At 67.6% G+C, this 15,364-nt stretch carries 17 protein-coding genes and 1 tRNA gene; 11 read left to right on the forward strand and 7 right to left on the reverse strand.

The window, feature by feature from the left end; genetic code table 11:
* Positions 1 to 21: 21 nt before the first annotated feature.
* Positions 22 to 1,134: a DNA polymerase IV gene (dinB, locus tag RF701_RS00600; RefSeq protein WP_308813724.1), complete on the reverse strand. Its 1,113-nt coding sequence runs from the start codon at positions 1,132 to 1,134 to the stop codon at positions 22 to 24.
* Positions 1,135 to 1,203: 69 nt separating this feature from the next.
* Between dinB and RF701_RS00605 the strand changes: the two genes are divergently transcribed.
* From RF701_RS00605 to RF701_RS00620, 4 genes are all read left to right on the forward strand, one after another.
* Positions 1,204 to 1,785 carry an isochorismatase family cysteine hydrolase gene (locus RF701_RS00605; protein WP_308813725.1) on the forward strand — a complete coding sequence of 194 codons (582 nt, stop codon included), beginning with the start codon at positions 1,204 to 1,206 and terminating at the stop codon, positions 1,783 to 1,785.
* A gap of 218 nt (positions 1,786 to 2,003) precedes the next feature.
* On the forward strand, positions 2,004 to 2,270 hold the full coding sequence (locus RF701_RS00610) for a hypothetical protein (RefSeq protein WP_308813726.1): 267 nt from the start codon (positions 2,004 to 2,006) through the stop codon (positions 2,268 to 2,270).
* 535 nt (positions 2,271 to 2,805) lie between these two features.
* Positions 2,806 to 3,441 carry a hypothetical protein gene (locus tag RF701_RS00615; RefSeq protein WP_210356596.1) on the forward strand — a complete coding sequence of 212 codons (636 nt, stop codon included), beginning with the start codon at positions 2,806 to 2,808 and terminating at the stop codon, positions 3,439 to 3,441.
* A gap of 370 nt (positions 3,442 to 3,811) precedes the next feature.
* Positions 3,812 to 4,156, forward strand: coding sequence for a hypothetical protein (locus tag RF701_RS00620; protein WP_308813727.1), 345 nt, complete (start codon positions 3,812 to 3,814; stop codon positions 4,154 to 4,156).
* 274 nt (positions 4,157 to 4,430) lie between these two features.
* On the opposite strand, the gene RF701_RS00625 is transcribed toward RF701_RS00620, so the two are convergent.
* Positions 4,431 to 4,507, reverse strand: a tRNA-Pro gene (locus RF701_RS00625).
* 133 nt (positions 4,508 to 4,640) lie between these two features.
* Between RF701_RS00625 and pnuC the strand changes: the two genes are divergently transcribed.
* From pnuC to lepA, 4 genes are all read left to right on the forward strand, one after another.
* On the forward strand, positions 4,641 to 5,219 hold the full coding sequence (gene pnuC, locus RF701_RS00630; protein ID WP_308813728.1) for a nicotinamide riboside transporter PnuC: 579 nt from the start codon (positions 4,641 to 4,643) through the stop codon (positions 5,217 to 5,219).
* Complete coding sequence (locus RF701_RS00635; protein ID WP_210356593.1) at positions 5,216 to 5,734, forward strand: AAA family ATPase; 519 nt, start codon at positions 5,216 to 5,218, stop codon at positions 5,732 to 5,734. The genes pnuC and RF701_RS00635 overlap by 4 nt, the downstream gene beginning before the upstream one ends.
* Positions 5,735 to 6,144: 410 nt before the next feature.
* Positions 6,145 to 6,519 (forward strand): hypothetical protein, encoded by a 375-nt coding sequence (locus RF701_RS00640; RefSeq protein WP_210356592.1) that lies wholly within the window; start codon positions 6,145 to 6,147, stop codon positions 6,517 to 6,519.
* Positions 6,520 to 6,698: 179 nt separating this feature from the next.
* On the forward strand, positions 6,699 to 8,510 hold the full coding sequence (gene lepA / locus RF701_RS00645; protein WP_203310462.1) for a translation elongation factor 4: 1,812 nt from the start codon (positions 6,699 to 6,701) through the stop codon (positions 8,508 to 8,510).
* Positions 8,511 to 8,705: 195 nt separating this feature from the next.
* Here the strand turns inward: lepA and RF701_RS00650 are convergent, their stop codons facing one another.
* On the reverse strand, positions 8,706 to 9,164 hold the full coding sequence (locus RF701_RS00650; protein ID WP_210356591.1) for a hypothetical protein: 459 nt from the start codon (positions 9,162 to 9,164) through the stop codon (positions 8,706 to 8,708).
* Between the two features lie 164 nt (positions 9,165 to 9,328).
* On the opposite strand from RF701_RS00650, the gene RF701_RS00655 reads away from it, so the two are divergent.
* Positions 9,329 to 10,444, forward strand: a complete 1,116-nt coding sequence (locus RF701_RS00655) for a GGDEF domain-containing protein (RefSeq protein ID WP_308813729.1) — start codon at positions 9,329 to 9,331, stop codon at positions 10,442 to 10,444.
* A gap of 8 nt (positions 10,445 to 10,452) precedes the next feature.
* Here RF701_RS00655 and RF701_RS00660 read toward each other — a convergent pair whose 3' ends face one another.
* Together RF701_RS00660 and RF701_RS00665 are read right to left on the reverse strand one after the other, a co-directional pair.
* Positions 10,453 to 10,683, reverse strand: a complete 231-nt coding sequence (locus RF701_RS00660) for a KTSC domain-containing protein (protein WP_210356589.1) — start codon at positions 10,681 to 10,683, stop codon at positions 10,453 to 10,455.
* A gap of 70 nt (positions 10,684 to 10,753) precedes the next feature.
* Entirely contained in the window at positions 10,754 to 12,499 is a 1,746-nt protein-coding gene (locus RF701_RS00665) for a DEAD/DEAH box helicase (protein WP_308813730.1), read from the reverse strand.
* Between the two features lie 105 nt (positions 12,500 to 12,604).
* Between RF701_RS00665 and RF701_RS00670 the strand changes: the two genes are divergently transcribed.
* Positions 12,605 to 12,790, forward strand: coding sequence for a hypothetical protein (locus tag RF701_RS00670; RefSeq protein WP_308813731.1), 186 nt, complete (start codon positions 12,605 to 12,607; stop codon positions 12,788 to 12,790).
* On the opposite strand, the gene RF701_RS00675 is transcribed toward RF701_RS00670, so the two are convergent.
* Positions 12,736 to 13,914, reverse strand: a complete 1,179-nt coding sequence (locus RF701_RS00675; RefSeq protein WP_308813732.1) for an NAD(P)/FAD-dependent oxidoreductase — start codon at positions 13,912 to 13,914, stop codon at positions 12,736 to 12,738. The genes RF701_RS00670 and RF701_RS00675 overlap by 55 nt on opposite strands.
* A gap of 98 nt (positions 13,915 to 14,012) precedes the next feature.
* Between RF701_RS00675 and RF701_RS00680 the strand changes: the two genes are divergently transcribed.
* The gene (locus RF701_RS00680) at positions 14,013 to 14,843 is read left to right on the forward strand and encodes a CoA ester lyase (RefSeq protein WP_308813733.1); all 831 of its coding nucleotides are present in this window, start codon (positions 14,013 to 14,015) and stop codon (positions 14,841 to 14,843) included.
* Between the two features lie 72 nt (positions 14,844 to 14,915).
* On the opposite strand, the gene RF701_RS00685 is transcribed toward RF701_RS00680, so the two are convergent.
* Positions 14,916 to 15,314 (reverse strand): glycine zipper 2TM domain-containing protein, encoded by a 399-nt coding sequence (locus RF701_RS00685; protein WP_308813734.1) that lies wholly within the window; start codon positions 15,312 to 15,314, stop codon positions 14,916 to 14,918.
* Positions 15,315 to 15,364: the final 50 nt, after the last annotated feature.

The raw sequence follows: 15,364 nt of genomic DNA on the forward strand, positions 1-15,364 counted from the left end.
GCGCGCGGGGACCGCAGCCGGTTACAGCGGGAGGCTTGGCTGTGCCGTCACGTCCGCGTCGGGAGCTTCATCGCGGAGGATGCCCGACAGGGTCAGCCCGAGCAGCCGCACGCCGCCGGGCACGGGCAGCTGGGCCTGCAGAAGCTCCAGCCCGATCGCCAGGAACGCCGCCTTGTCCGGCACCGCGTGCGCCACCGAGCGCGCGCGCGTGATCGTGTGGAAATCGGCATGCCGCAGCTTCAGCGTGACGGTCCGCCCGCGCGCGCCGGAGCGATCGACGCGCGTCCAGGCGGCGTCGGCGATCGTTGCCATCGCCGCGTGCAGCGCCGCCGGCTCCGACAGGTTTGTCTCGAATGTCCGCTCCGCCCCGATCGACTTGCTCGGGCGGTTCGACCGCACCGGCCGCTCGTCCACGCCGCGCGCCGCGCGATGCAGATAGTCGGCATAGGAGCCGAAATGCGCCTGCAGGAAGGCGAGCGGGCGATCGCGCAGATCCGCGCCCGTCTGTATGCCCAGCCGCTCCATCTTCTGCGCGGTGACCGGCCCGACGCCGTGGAAGCGCTTCACCGGCAGGCTCGCGACGAACGCGGCGCCCTTGTGCGGCGGGATCACGCACAGGCCGTCGGGCTTGTTCTGGTCGGAGGCGAGCTTGGCGATGAACTTGTTGTAGCTGACCCCCGCCGACGCGGTCAGCCCGGTCTCCGCGCGAATGCGCGCGCGGATCTGCTCCGCGATCGCCTTGGCGCTGCCCAGGCCATGGCGGTCCTCGGTGACGTCGAGATAGGCCTCGTCGAGCGACAGCGGTTCGATCAGGTCGGTATAATCGGCGAAGATCGCGCGGATCTGCAGAGAGATCGCCTTGTAGACCTCGAACCGCGGCCGGACGAAGACGAGATCGGGACAGCGGCGGACCGCGGTCGCCGAGGGCATCGCGCTGCGGACGCCGAAGACGCGCGCTTCGTAGCTCGCCGCCGCCACCACGCCGCGCGCGCGCGAGCCGCCGACCGCGACCGGCCTGCCGCGCAGCGCCGGATCGTCGCGCTGCTCGACGCTGGCGTAGAAGGCGTCCATGTCGACATGGATGATCTTGCGCTGCGCGGGCGTTGGAACGGGCGGGGCGGCGTCATCGGCCATGCGATCTCGTTTCGTTCCAAATGCAGCGCAGATCAAGGCGCCACCGCGCCACCCTGCTAGGATTCTGGAATGGTGGACAAAAGCGGCGGCACCGCACTCGTGCTCATCGACATGGTCAACGCGCTGGCGTTCGACGGCGGCGAGCAGCTGCGCGAGTCCGCGGAGGCGGCGATCGCCCCCCTGTTGGCGCTTCGCGACGGCGCGGATGCGGCGGGCGTGCCCGTCATCTACGTCAACGACAACAACGGCGCGTGGCATTCCGAACGCAGCCGCCTGATCGAATCGGCCCTCGCGCAGGAGGATGCGCCGGGGCATCGGCTGACGCGGGCGCTGTGCCCCCGCCAGGACGATTATTTCATCATCAAGCCCCAATTCTCCGGCTTCTACGCGACGAACCTGCCGGTGCTCCTGCCGCAGCTAGGGGTCAGCCGCCTCGTGCTCGCGGGCATCGCCGCGGATATCTGCGTGCTGTTCACGGCGGCGGACGCGCATATGCGCCAGTACGACCTGTGGGTGCCAGCCGATGCCGTGGCCGGCGAGCATGGCGAACGCACGCGCTGGGCGCTGGAGATCATGCGCAACAGCATGGGCGCGGAGACGCGGCCGACCAGCGACCTGACGCTCGCCGAGTGGCTGGCGCGCGGCGACTGAGCGCGCGCGGGCGATCCGTTCGCATCCCGACCCATCCCATCCCAGCCCACCCCATCGCATCGGCGCATTGCGCCAACATCCGGTGCCTTTCGCCGGATGGCGTCGACGCCAGGGCCGGCATGCCCGGCTCCGCCAAGTGTATTATGCGAATGGCACACTTCTCGCATGGGCCCTGACGTGCCGCCCGGATGGGGCGGTGGCGACAAGGGAGAACGAACATGCGCCTTACCATATGCACCGCCGTTGCGCTCGCGATGACGAGCGCCGCCGTGCCGGCCGCAGCGGAAACCGCGCCGCCGCGCTTCTACGATGCGTCGTACAAGCCGGGGCGCGACGTCTACTGCCTTCGCCTCTACAGCGACGGACAGGTCGCCGATCCGCGACCGAACGTCCGCGGCATGACCTGTCGGGCGAAGTCGGCGTGGGCGCAGGAGGGCGTCTTCATCGAGCACCGCCGCGGCGTCATCGAGGTCGCGACGCGCTGATCGCCTGCTGCCGTTCCGGGCCGGGGGGGCGGGACGGCAGGGCTCATTGGGGAAATGCGGGAGGAGACGATTCGACTCTCTTGTCCTTGCCTACGGGAGGCAGGGAGGGCGAGATGGCATGGTTTCTAGCTCGTGAGCGGGGCAAAAAAGCGGAACAGGCGTCGACGCCGGGACGGCATCAGCGCTTCGGAGCGGGTTTGCGCCAGTCACTGTCGCGTTGCTGGGGGTGCATGCGGCATGCGCTTATCGCACCATTGGTAACCTGCTCTCTCGCCGGTGACTTGATGCCTCGACGCCGAGCTGGGATCGCCAACGCCGGACAGCGATTGTTGAGCCAACCTTCCCTACCGTGCTTACTTCGAAGCGGGGGACAAGTGTGGCGGGTCCGGCATCTGGCAGGTGCTAATAGATACTGGATGCTGCTACGGGAGATTTATCAACGACCAGAACCCGACAGGAATTGCGGCGAATACTCGTTAGTGCCATTGACGGCGCAAATATCTCCGCTGAATCTTGAGATGTCGGGACAAAAAGAGTGGCGATTTTGAAGAGCGTGCCTTGGCTGGAAACACTTAGCGCAATCGCCGCATTGGCGAGTGCTGTTGCAGCGATAGGCGCTTGGAAGACGGCAAACGACACCAAGCCCTTGCCGTTTGACTCAAGCCTTTATTCCGCTCGGCTCGCGTCAATCGAAGAATATGCCGAGGCATCCGCCCGCTTCCAATCTGCTTTAGAGCGAGCCGGCGTAGCTGCGTCTTGGATAGCAGATGGCAAGCCAGTCACCCAATGGTCGGATAGTCAGTTCGAAGCGGCTGCAGTTCCCGCTAGGCAAATGTGGCAGCAGTGGGCTGACTACATTGCAATAACCAGCAAAACACAGGCTTTATTTTCTAAAAATGTAATGCGTGCGGTACAAAATTCGGAGATCGCTGGTCGTGCTGCGTACGCATGTTTTAGATGGCTGGGGGCACCCGTTCCTATCGGGCGGTTGAAGGTCTATCGGCAGTTGGTCCGGGCGAATGCTCAACATGACTGTGAGCATGTGGGTGAGACCTATCTTGAGACGTCGTTTGACACAGCTGCAAGGCTGCAACTTCGGATGATGACCGATGAACTTCGGGAGCCCTATGGTCAGTTTACACCCGGTCGTAAGCATGACGCTCTCGATTGATAGGCCAGCCTTGAGGGCAGGGTGCTGAGATAGCTGGTAGAGGCCCCTCCTTCTCAAGCGCTTTGAATGGCGGATAGCTTCCGAAGGCTCGGCGCGTCCTAGGCTGCCGGTATGGCCGACGATGATGCAGCTGCGCGGCTTGGCGCTGCGCTGAATCACCTCCGCGCGTACGGCTCCGCCTGCAATCCTAAGAATCTGGTGAACTAGGAGAGCAACCTCTCCGCGATCGACCTGAACGTGATCCTTTACGCCTGACGGCGCGCAAATCGGCTGGCGTTGGCCGGAGCCAAGGCGATGCATGCGAGTTTGGCATCTCGATCGTGGGGCGTGGCGCCCCTTCATGCCCATAACGGAAAGACGGCTGACACCCATGAAGCGGATTTCGGCGCTGGTTCTCACCCCCCTCTTCTTCACCGGCGGCTGCGCCCTCGAAGCGTCGCATAGCCGGGCCGTCGACGGCGCTTTCGTCATGACGCAGGTGAGCCCGCAACAGGTCGCGGAATGCATCGCGCAGACGGCGGGGACGACGGCGACGGCGGGCGGGGATGGCGCATTCGCCGTCGACGTTCCGGGCCAGGCCAGTTCCACCCGCCTGACGGTCACGCGCGACAAGGTGCAGACGATCGTCGCTGGTCCGGCGGACACACAGGTGCCGCCGGCCGTGGAAAAGATCGCCGTCGACTGCGTCCTGAAGCTTACGCCGCCGGCGCACTGAACCGGCGATCACGACGGCGCGGTCAAACCGCCGTGCCTCAAGCGGCCAGCCCTATTGAGGGGGTCGGGGGCGTCGCGCGGGAATGCCCGCGCTCCGCGTCGGCGAGGCCATATGCAAAAGGTTTGGGCAAGCGGCCGGGACCATGGCGGTGATCCGCGCGCCGGCCGCCGAAGGGCAGCGGCGGCCGCCTGGACGCGAGTCCATGGTCGCTTCGGTCCCGCTTTGGGGATCATGCTCCCCGGAAGGGGAGTCCGCTATCGCGTCGCAAGGAAAGTGGTCGGGAAGAGAGGATTCGAACCTCCGGCCCCTGCCTCCCGAAGACAGTGCTCTACCAGGCTGAGCTACTCCCCGACGGAGTCCGGTCGTTCAGCTTTCGGGAGCCGACCGGTTGGCTTGGAGGCGCGCCTATACGCACGGTTTTTTCGGGATGCAAGCGTCCAGATAGCATCTTGCGCAATCCGGCCCTTCGCCTAGCAGTGTCCGCGTGAATGCCCTCGAAGCCTGTGCCGCGGCGCTGGTCGTCGCCAACGTCGCGCTCGTCGCGCGCCGGAGCATGTGGAACTACCCCGTCGCGCTGCTCGCGGTGGCGATCTACGGCTATGTCTTCGCCGGCGCGCGGCTGTACAGCGATGCCGTGCTGCAAGCCTTCTTCTTCGCGGCCAACGTCTATGGCTGGCGCAACTGGGCGATCAGCCGGGCGGGGGAGGGCGAGGTCGTGGTCGAGCGGCTGGCCGCACCCGCGCGGCTGGCCTGGGCGGGCGCCGGCGTCGCCATATGGGCGGGCTGGGCCTCGCTGATGCATCTGTACACCGATGCCGCCTATCCGTGGTGGGATGCCGCGCTCGCGATCGCGTCGGTCGTCGCGCAGCTGTTGCAGGCCCGGCGCGCGATCGAAAGCTGGTGGCTGTGGATCGCCATCGATGTCGGATCGGTACCGCTCTACCTTGCGAAGGGGCTTTGGGTCACCGCCGCGCTGTACGGCGTGCTGCTCGCCATCGCGGCCGCCGGGCTGCTCGAGTGGCATCGCGCGCTGTACGGCCGCCAGAAGGTCGCCATCGCGTGAAGCCGCGTTCGATCTGCCTGCATGGTCCGGAAAGCACCGGCAAGTCGACGCTCGCGCCGCGCCTCGCCAAGCATTTCGATACGCGCTGCGTCGACGAGTTCGGCCGCACCTATTGCGAGATGTTCGGGACCGACCTGACCATGGCCGACCTGGTCGAGATCGGTAAGGGCCATGACGCGAAGACCCGCGCGGCGCTTGCCGCCCACGACTATCCGATCATCCTCGACACCGATCCGCTGATGACCGCGGTATGGGCGGACATGATGTTCGGCCGGCGCGATCCCTGGTTCGCGACCTGGCACAACCCGGCCGACATCTATCTGCTGCTCGATATCGACCTGCCGTGGGTGGAGGACGGAACGCGCCTGTTCGGCACGAGGCAGGAGCGCCAGCGCTTCTTCGACCTCAGCCGGGCGGAGCTGGAGCGGCGGGGCGTCCGCTGGGCGCTGGTCGGCGGGCAGGGGTCGCAACGCTATCTGAACGCGTTGCGCGCGATCGACACCCTGAGCCGTTGACGACGGCCGCCGCGCGTCGCGTGGACGGCGCGATGCGGCACCGGGTCTGGGGATTGATGCGCGTGTGTGGAATCGGTGCCGTTGCGATCCGGCACGGGGCATGCGCCGCCCCGGCCCGTGGCTGCATATCCGCCGGCTTCATGGCCCGTCGTCCCGTGCGAAGTCCTTGTCTTGGCAGCATCGGGCCGCGTTCCGCGCTCGTTCCGGCGAAGTATGATCCGATGTGAATGTGACCGGCTGGACCAATAGTTCGTGAATCGAGCGATTTGCGTCGGCGCTCTGCGCCGCTTTTATTATGCGGGGTCCGAATCGGATAGGATTGGGGTGTGGCCTAAATTGTCGAATTATGTCCGAACTATCAGGAATGTCGGCGCCCATCGGGCTCAACATTTTCTGAGGAGAATTGCGACATGGTCGACACCAAACTGCCTTCGTTCGACAACGACAAGATCGCCGCCGCCATCCGTTCGGCGCAGGAGCATCACGAGGAGCATCTGCAGGCGTTGCGGACGACCGATGCGAGCAAGATGACGCTCACCGACGGCGCGCTGAAGCTGGCCGGCGGCTGTATCGACGTCACCGTGACCAACGGGAAGATCTGCATCAACCTGCCGCTGGGGATCGGCTCGAAGTGCCTGCCCGTGCCGGGCTGGATCCCGAACGGGACGGTGGCGAAGGCGTGCATCTCGATCTGCACCAAATGGGGCATCCCCTGCGGGGTCGAGGTGAGCGTGACCGTCGCCGGCGTGACCGTCGTCAAGCAGGGCTTCGGCTGCAGCTGCTGAACTGCGGACCGGACGGCGGGGGCGCGGGGCGCGGGTCGCCGCGGATTCGGCGGCGATTTGCGTGGGAAGGGGACTGATCGGCCCGCCGCGATGGCGATGGGTCGGCCAGCCCCCTTTCGCGATGGTGATCCTAACTGCTAGAGGCGCGGGCTTACTCAAGACAGAATGAACCAGACGCCGTGGCCACCCCGCTTTCCCGTATCCGCAATTTCTCGATCATCGCGCACATCGATCATGGCAAGTCGACGCTCGCCGACCGCCTCATCCAGCGTACCGGCGGCCTGTCGGAGCGCGAGATGTCGAGCCAGGTGCTCGACAATATGGAGATCGAGAAGGAACGCGGCATCACGATCAAGGCGCAAACCGTGCGTCTCGCCTACACCGCGAAGGACGGCGAAACCTATACCCTAAACCTAATGGACACCCCCGGCCACGTCGACTTCGCCTATGAAGTCAGTCGCAGCCTGGCCGCGTGCGAGGGCGCGCTGCTGGTCGTCGACGCGGCGCAGGGCGTTGAGGCGCAGACGCTGGCCAACGTCTACCAGTCTATCGAGCATGACCACGAGATCGTGCCCGTCATCAACAAGATCGACCTTCCTGCCGCGGAACCCGAGAAGGTGCGGGCTGAGATCGAGGATGTGATCGGGTTGGACGCATCCGGCGCGGTCCTGGCCAGCGCGAAGTCCGGCATCGGCATCGACGAGATCCTGGAGGCGATCGTCACGCAGATCCCGGCGCCAAAGGGAGATCCCGATGCGCCGCTCAAGGCTATGCTGGTCGACTCCTGGTACGACCCGTATCTGGGCGTCGTCATCCTCGTGCGTGTCATGGACGGCGTGCTGCGCAAGGGGCAGCAGGTCACGTTCATGCAGGCCGGCACGCAGCATCTCGTCGACCGCGTCGGCTGTTTCCGCCCCAAGATCGAGCAGCTGACGGACCTCGGCCCTGGTGAGATCGGCTTCATCACCGCCCAGATTAAGGACGTGGCACAGGCGCGCGTCGGCGATACGCTGACGGATGCGAAAAGGCCAGCCGCCGAAGCGCTGCCAGGCTTCAAGGAAGTGCAGCCGGTCGTATTCTGTGGCCTGTTCCCGGTCGACGCCAACGACTTCGAGAAGCTTCGTGAGAGCATCTCGAAGCTGCGGCTCAACGACGCCAGCTTCAGTTTCGAAATGGAGACTTCCGCGGCCCTTGGCTTTGGCTTCCGCTGCGGGTTCCTCGGTCTGTTGCATCTGGAGATCATCCAGGAGCGTCTGACGCGGGAATATGACCTTGACCTCATCACAACCGCGCCCTCCGTAGTCTATGAGATCGAGCTGACGCACGGCGGCGGCCATATCGAGCTGCACAATCCCGCCGACATGCCGGATCCCAACAAGATCGAAAGCATCAGCGAGCCGTGGATCGAGGCGACGATCTACGTTCCCGACGAATATCTCGGGTCCATCCTGAAGCTTTGCCAGGACCGGCGCGGTATCCAGAAGAATCTGACCTATGTTGGCGGTCGTGCGCAGGCGACGTATGAGTTGCCGCTGAATGAGGTTGTTTTCGACTTCTACGATCGCCTGAAATCGCTGTCGAAAGGCTATGCCAGCTTCGATTATCACCAGATCGGCTATCGCGAGGGCGACCTGGTGAAGATGAGCATCCTCGTCAACGAGGAGCCGGTCGACGCGCTGAGCATGATCGTCCACCGCGGCACCGCAGAGGTGCGCGGGCGCGGCATGTGCGAGCGGCTGAAGGAACTGATCCCGCGTCACCTGTTCAAGATTCCGATCCAGGCGGCGATCGGCGGCAAGGTGATCGCGCGCGAGACGATCAGCGCGATGCGCAAGGACGTCACCGCCAAATGCTATGGCGGTGACGCAACGCGCAAGCGCAAGCTGTTGGAAAAGCAGAAAAAAGGTAAGGCGAAGATGCGTGAATACGGCAGCGTCAGCATTCCGCAGGAAGCCTTCATCGCCGCCCTGCGGATGGGCGACGAGAACTAGGAGCCGATCGCCGTGGGCAGAGGCGATGCCGGCCCTCGCCCCCACCCGGCGCATCCTGGATGAGCGGCCGGCTGGGGGCTAGGGCCGAGACCGCCCCAATCCAGTCTCGCTGGATCGCATTACGTCGCCACAAGGCAAAGCGGTGGGCGGCGAGCCGAGCGCCGCTGCGCCGTGCAGGCGATCACGCGCGGTCGGTCACATATAGGTCTGCGGATCGGGGCTCGGCATGTTGCACGCGCGGGTATGGCCACGCTTGCAGGCGCGCACCTGTTCGCGCCAGTCAGCCATCGCCATGGCATAGGCCCGCTCGCGATCGGCCTGCAGCGCCGCATCGGCCGCGATGACCTGGCGACGCGCGCGCATCGCGGCGCGGTAGCGGCGGACGTCGGCGCGATATTCCGCGCTGTCTGCGGCGTTGACCGCATCGACCGCACCGCCCTGCATCTGCGCCTGCGCGGCGACTTGGGCATTCGCCGCCGCGACGCCGGGCGCGCTCGCCGCGGCGATCGCATCGCTGCGCGCGCTGGTGCTGTCGTGGCCCGGATCATAGGGCAGCGGCGTGCTGGGCTGGTCGGCGGGATTGGCGGTCTGCGTCTGTGCGACCGCGGGCGCGGCGACCGCAAGCGCGGTCCCAAGAACAAGAAGACGGATCATGGCGAATACTCCTCGCTGGACTAATCGCGATAATGGGCGATGAGCCATGGGGTTCCGCCGGAGGGACGGCCGGCGGCGTGGCACGGCGATCATCTCCGATATGAAGCTTCGTTCCACGCCTTCTTAAGCAATCCCGATCATACCGATCTCGCAATCGGGGGATCATGGTGGAAGACGACGGGCCGAGGCGGACAGCAATACGGGCGATCGGACGCGCCGCCGGCATTCCGCTCGACGATACCGACCTGCGCAGAGACCTGCTCGACACGATGATGCTGCGTCCTGTCGGCGTGCTGACGGCGAGCCTGTGCATGATGCTGATGAGCGCCGCCGCGCTTTGGATGACACGAGCGCCATGGGCGGGTGCCTGGCTGTTGCTCGACATCGTCGTATCCGCCGTACGCCTGACGGCCGCGATCCAGGCGACCCGGTCGGGCAGGCGGGTGGGCGAGCGGACCGCCTATGTCATCCTGGCGACCGCCTGGATCATGTTCACCGTGTTCGGCATCGGCTGCGCGGTCAGCTTCAAGACCGGGATCGAGCCGCTGCGGATCGCGGCGACGCTCGGCATCCTCGGCCTCGTCACCGGTATCGGGCCCCGATGGGCGGCCTTCCCCCGCCTGGGCGTCGGCCTTGCGGTATCGGCGTCGCTGCCGATGCTGGTCGCGATCGCCGGACTGAACGGGTTCGTCGCGAGCTTCTTCGCGCTGCTCGTCGTGCACGCGGCGTCACTGACGCTGCAGAATCATCGGCTGCTGATGACGACCATCGGGGCCGAACGCGCGGCCAGGATATTGGCCGAAACCGATCCGTTGACGGGCCTGCTCAACCGCACGGGTCTCATCAGCGCGCTCGATGCCCTGCCGCGCATCGACGTCGCCATGCTCTTCCTCGATCTGGATGGGTTCAAGTCGGTCAACGATCGCCACGGCCATGCCGCCGGCGATGCGGTGCTGACAGCGATCGGCTCACGCCTGCGGCAGGCCGCGCCGGGTCAGATCGTCGCGCGCTTGGGCGGCGATGAATTCGTCGTCGTGCTTACCGGAGACGCCGCCGACATGGCGGACACGGTCGCGGCGGTCGCGGGCGAGCGCGTCGCGAAGCCGATCCCGCTCGAGGAGCTGTGCCTGTCAGTTCGCGTAGGCATCAGTGCGGGCATCGCCCGCGGCGCCTTGGGATCGGGGGCAGATGCGCTGCTCGCCGAGGCGGACGCGGCGCTGTATGCGGTCAAGCGTCACAAGGCGATGCACACCAGCCGCCGGCACGTCGCCGCGGCGTGACGACGGCATCAGGGCGCGTAGCGCTTTGACGCCCGCCTGCATGGAAAATGCCCCCGGACCGCGTCGTTGAAGAAGGCGCCTGCCGAGGGTGCCGATACCAGCGCGTCATAGGTGGCGCGCGGCACGGTCTCGTAGACATAGTCCCGACCGTTGCGAAAGCGCACGGACAGCGTCTGCGCCTCGTCGTCGTGGACGACGCGGTCGATCATGGACGAGGCGACACGGCGGGCACGCTGCATGACGGCCCGAATCGACGAGCGATTCGTGTTGTTCCGCCGTGCAATGCGCGTCCCCGCCGCAGCGGGGCGGTCAGCCCTTGCGCTTGGGGCGGAACGGCTTCGCCTGATGGCGCGGCGCGCCGCCCATGCTGCCCGGACGCTGCGGACGCGCGGCATTGTCGCCGCCGCGCTGCCCGCCGCCGCGCGCACCACCCTCGCGCATCGCGTCGCGCGGATTGCCGCTGAAGGGGAGGATGGTCAGGCTGCCCTCATCGCTTTCCGGATTGGCGGTGCGGCGCACGCTGGCGAGGAAGCGGTCGGCGACGCCGCGCGGCAGTTCGAACAGCGTGTCGTTCGGATTGATGCGGATCGCGCCGATCTCCGCCTTCGTCACATGGCCGCGGCGGCAGATCAGGGGCAGGATCCAGCGCGGATCGGCGTTCTGGCGGCGGCCGATGTCCATCCGGAACCAGACCGTGTCCTCGAACCCCGGGCGCGGCCCGCGGTCGCGCGGCGTCTGCGGTGCCGCACCGGCATCGAGCAGCTCCTCCGCCTGCGGCAGCGCGGCACGGTGCGCGTGTACGAGCGCCGCGGCGATGTCCTCGGGCGACTTTTCCGCCATCAGGCGCGCCGCGAGCTCGCGATCCTCATCCTCCAGCTCGATGGGGGCGAGCAGGGCGGTAAGCAGGCGTTCGCGATCCGCCGCGCGAATGTCGTCGGCGCTGGGCGCAGCGATCCATTCGACCGGGATGCGCGCCTGGCGCAACATCATGTCGACACGTCGACGGCGAGGGTAGGGGACGATGAGCACCGCCGTACCCTTCTTGCCCGCGCGGCCGGTACGGCCGGAGCGGTGCTGCAGCGTTTCCGCGTCGCGCGGCAGTTCGACGTGCACGACCAGGGTCAGGCTGGGCAGGTCGATGCCGCGCGCCGCGACGTCGGTCGCGACGCAGACCCGCGCGCGCCGGTCACGTAACGCCTGCAGCGCGTGGTTGCGCTCCGACTGCGAATGCTCGCCCGACAGCGCGACCGCGGCGAAACCACGCTCGACCAGGCTGGCGTGGAGATGACGGACGTTATCCCGCGTCGCGCAGAACAGGATGGCGGTTTCCGCCTCGTGGAACCGCAGCAGGTTGATCACCGCATGCTCGATGTCCGCAGGAGCGACGGTCACCGCCTGATAGGCGATGTCGCCATGGCCGCGCTCTTCCGACATCGTCTCGATCCGCAGCGCGTCCTGCTGATAGCGGCGGGCAAGCGCGACGATAGGCTTCGGCATCGTTGCGGAGAACAGCAGGGTGCGACGGCCCTCGGGCGTGCCGTCGAGGATCTGTTCCAGATCTTCGCGGAAGCCCATGTCGAGCATTTCGTCCGCCTCGTCGAGCACCGCGACGCGTAGCGCCGACAGGTCGAGGGCGCCACGTTCCAAATGGTCGCGCAGGCGGCCGGGCGTGCCAACGACGATGTGCGCGCCGTGGTTGAGGTTGCGGCGTTCCTTGGACGGGTCCATGCCGCCGACGCAGGTGGCGATCCGGGCTTGCGCGCCGGCATAGAGCCATTGCAGCTCGCGGCTGACCTGCAGCGCCAGTTCGCGTGTCGGCGCGATCACCAGCGCGAGCGGGGCGGACGGCGGCGCGAGCTCGCCGTCGACGATCAGTTCGCCGGCCATGGCAAGGCCGAAGGCGACGGTCTTGCCCGAGCCGGTCTGCGCCGAGACGATGAGGTCACGGCCAGCGGCTTCGGGCTGGATGACGGCGGCCTGGACCGCGGTGGGCGCTTCATAGCCGCGCGCGACGAGCGCCTCGGCGAGCACCGGGGGAAGGGAGGAAAAGGGCATGAGAAGGACCTAGATGGGGGCGCGCGCCATAGCGGCAAGGGGCGCGGGAGGAAAGGGCAAGCGCGCGGCAATATAGGCGCAATGTGGCGATGGCAGGGCGGGGACATGACGATATCCCTTCCCACGCTGCACCGGCTCGCGCTGGAAGCGCAGGCCGAAAGCGATTGCGCGGCGACGTCAGCGCTGGGGCGGGCCTTCGCACAGCTCGCCGCGGCTTATGCCATGCAGGCGGTGCGTCAGAGTGCCTGGCCCGCGGCCCAGCCGCTGGCCCAGGCCCATTGGAAGTTGTAGCCGCCCAGCCATCCGGTGACGTCGACGGCCTCGCCGATGGCGTGCAGGCCAGGGACGCGCCGGGCCTCCAGCGTCTGCGAGGACAAGTCCGCGGTGCTGATGCCGCCGACGGTGACTTCCGCCTTGGCATAGCCTTCCGTCCCGGTGGGGGCGAACGGCCAGTCGGCAAGACGGCGCTCCGCCTGGTCGAGCGCGCGATCGGGTGTATTGGCGAGTTCGGCCGGGAGCGCCAGCCTGTCGGCCAGCGCCTCTGCGAGGCGATCGGGCAGATGCCGGGCGAGCTGGCGCCGCAACGTGCTGCGCGGGTGCGCGCGCTTCGCGGCGGCCAGCCAGCCGGTGGCGGTGTCGGGCGCGAAGTCGATGGCGATCGGTTCGCGCGGGCGCCAGTAGCTCGACACCTGCAGGATCGCCGGGCCAGACAGGCCGCGATGCGTGAACAGCGCGGCTTCGCGGAACCGCGTCTTGCCGGCTCGGGCGACGACCTCCGCCGCCACGCCCGAAAGCGTGCGGAACAAGGCTTCGTCCGCGCCGAGGACGAGCGGCACCAGCGCAGGGCGCGGTTCCACGACCTTCAACCCGAAGCGGCGGGCGAGGTCATAGGCAAAACCGGTGGCGCCCAGCTTCGGGATCGACGGGCCGCCGGTCGCGATCACCAGCCGGGGCGCCGATACCGTTCGCCACGGCAGGGAAAGCGCGAAGTGCGTGCCATCGTGGTCGACGTCGCCGACGGGGGTGGACAGCGCCAGTTCCACCCCGCCCAGTTCGCATTCGCCGAGCAGCATCGCGACGATCTGCCGCGCCGACCCGTCACAAAAGAGCTGACCCAGCGTCTTCTCGTGCCAGGCGATGCCATGGCGTTCGACCAGGGCGAGGAAGTCGGCGGGCGTGTACCGCCCCAGCGCCGATTTGGCGAAATGCGGATTGGCCGACAGGAATCGATCAGGTGCGGTGCCGGTGTTGGTGAAATTGCAGCGTCCGCCGCCCGATATGAGGATCTTTTTGCCCGCGGCGTCGGCATGGTCGACCAGCAATATCCGACGGCCGCGCTGGCCGGCGGCGGCCGCGCACATCAGGCCGGCGGCGCCGGCGCCGAGGATGATGGCGTCATACATGTCGGGTGGCATGGCGCGGCCGCTTAGCCGATGGCCGCGTCGCCGTCGATGGCGGCGGCTTGCGGATACCGTGCGGCTGCGCAAAGGCGTGGCGCGAAGGAGACAAGGGCATGCGGCTGCGATCGCTGTTGTTCGTACCGGGCGACCGGCCGGAGCGTTTCGAGAAGGCGGCAGGGAGCGGTGCCGATGCGATCATCCTCGATCTCGAGGATTCGGTCGCGCCGGATGCGAAGGCGGCGGCGCGCGAGGCGGTCGGACGCTATCTCGCCGCGCCGGCCGGTGTTCGGCGCTTCGTCCGCATCAATGCGCCCGCCGAGGGCGCGCTGGACGCCGACCTGGCGGCGGTCCGCGGGGCCGATGGCGTGATGCTGCCAAAGGCGGAGGGCGCCGAGGGAGTCGCCGCCCTGGCGGCGGCGATGGGGACGCACCGGTTGCCGATCCTGCCGGTCACGACCGAGACGCCCGCCGCGGTCTTCGCGCTGGGCAGCTATCGCAGCGTCGCGGATCGGCTTGCGGGGCTGACCTGGGGGGCGGAGGATCTGCCCGCCGCGATCGGCGCGACGAGCGCGCGCGAGGCGGACGGGCGCTATACGCCGCCGTACGAGGTCGTTCGCACGCTCGCGCTGCTGGGAGCGCATGCCGCCGGCGTTGCGGCGATCGAGACGGTGTTCCCGGCCTTCCGCGATCTGGAGGGCCTCGCCGGTTATGCCGCGCGCGGGGCGCGCGACGGATTCGCCGGGATGATGGCGATCCATCCTTCGCAGGTGGCCGTCATCAACGCAGCCTTCACGCCGACCGCGGAAGCGATCGCGGCGGCGCGGGCGATCGTAGACGCCTTCGCCGCCAATCCCGGCGCGGGCGCCCTGCAGATCGACGGCCGGATGGTCGACGCACCCCACCTCAAACAGGCGCGCAGCCTGCTGGCGCGCGCCGACGGGTGAGGGGGGCTTAAAAAGATAAGGCGGCCGGCGCCTCTCGCGCCGGCCGCCCTCATGCGCGATCCGTCTCGCGGATCAGCGGCAGCGCACCTTGCCGCGGTCGATGTTGCGGCCCAGCAACGCGCCGCCGCCCGCACCGAGCAAAGTGCCGAGCGTGCCGCCGCCGAGCACGTTGCCCAGCACGCCACCGCCAACCGCACCGACGACGAGGCCGGTGCTGCCGTCGTTGCGGCGGCAATAGGTTCGGCCATCCTGCCCGCGATAGACGCGGTCGTCGCGCGTCAGCGCGCGCTCGCGATAGCGGCCGGGCCGGTAATCGCGCGAGGCATCCCAATCCTGACGGTCGCCATGCCACTGATAGTCGCGGTCGTCGCGCTGGTAGCCGCGGTCGTCACGCTGGGCATTGGCGGCGGTTGCCGTCATCGGCACGGCGAGCGTCACCGCCGCCAGGGCGGCAAGAAGGTTGGTCTTCATCGGGAATCTCCTCAGGGGCGATCCGCGTTAAACCGGTCCGGTGCCAAATG

It is taken from the genome of Sphingomonas sp. GV3 (assembly GCF_031082075.1).
GTDB lineage: Bacteria > Pseudomonadota > Alphaproteobacteria > Sphingomonadales > Sphingomonadaceae > Sphingomonas > Sphingomonas beigongshangi.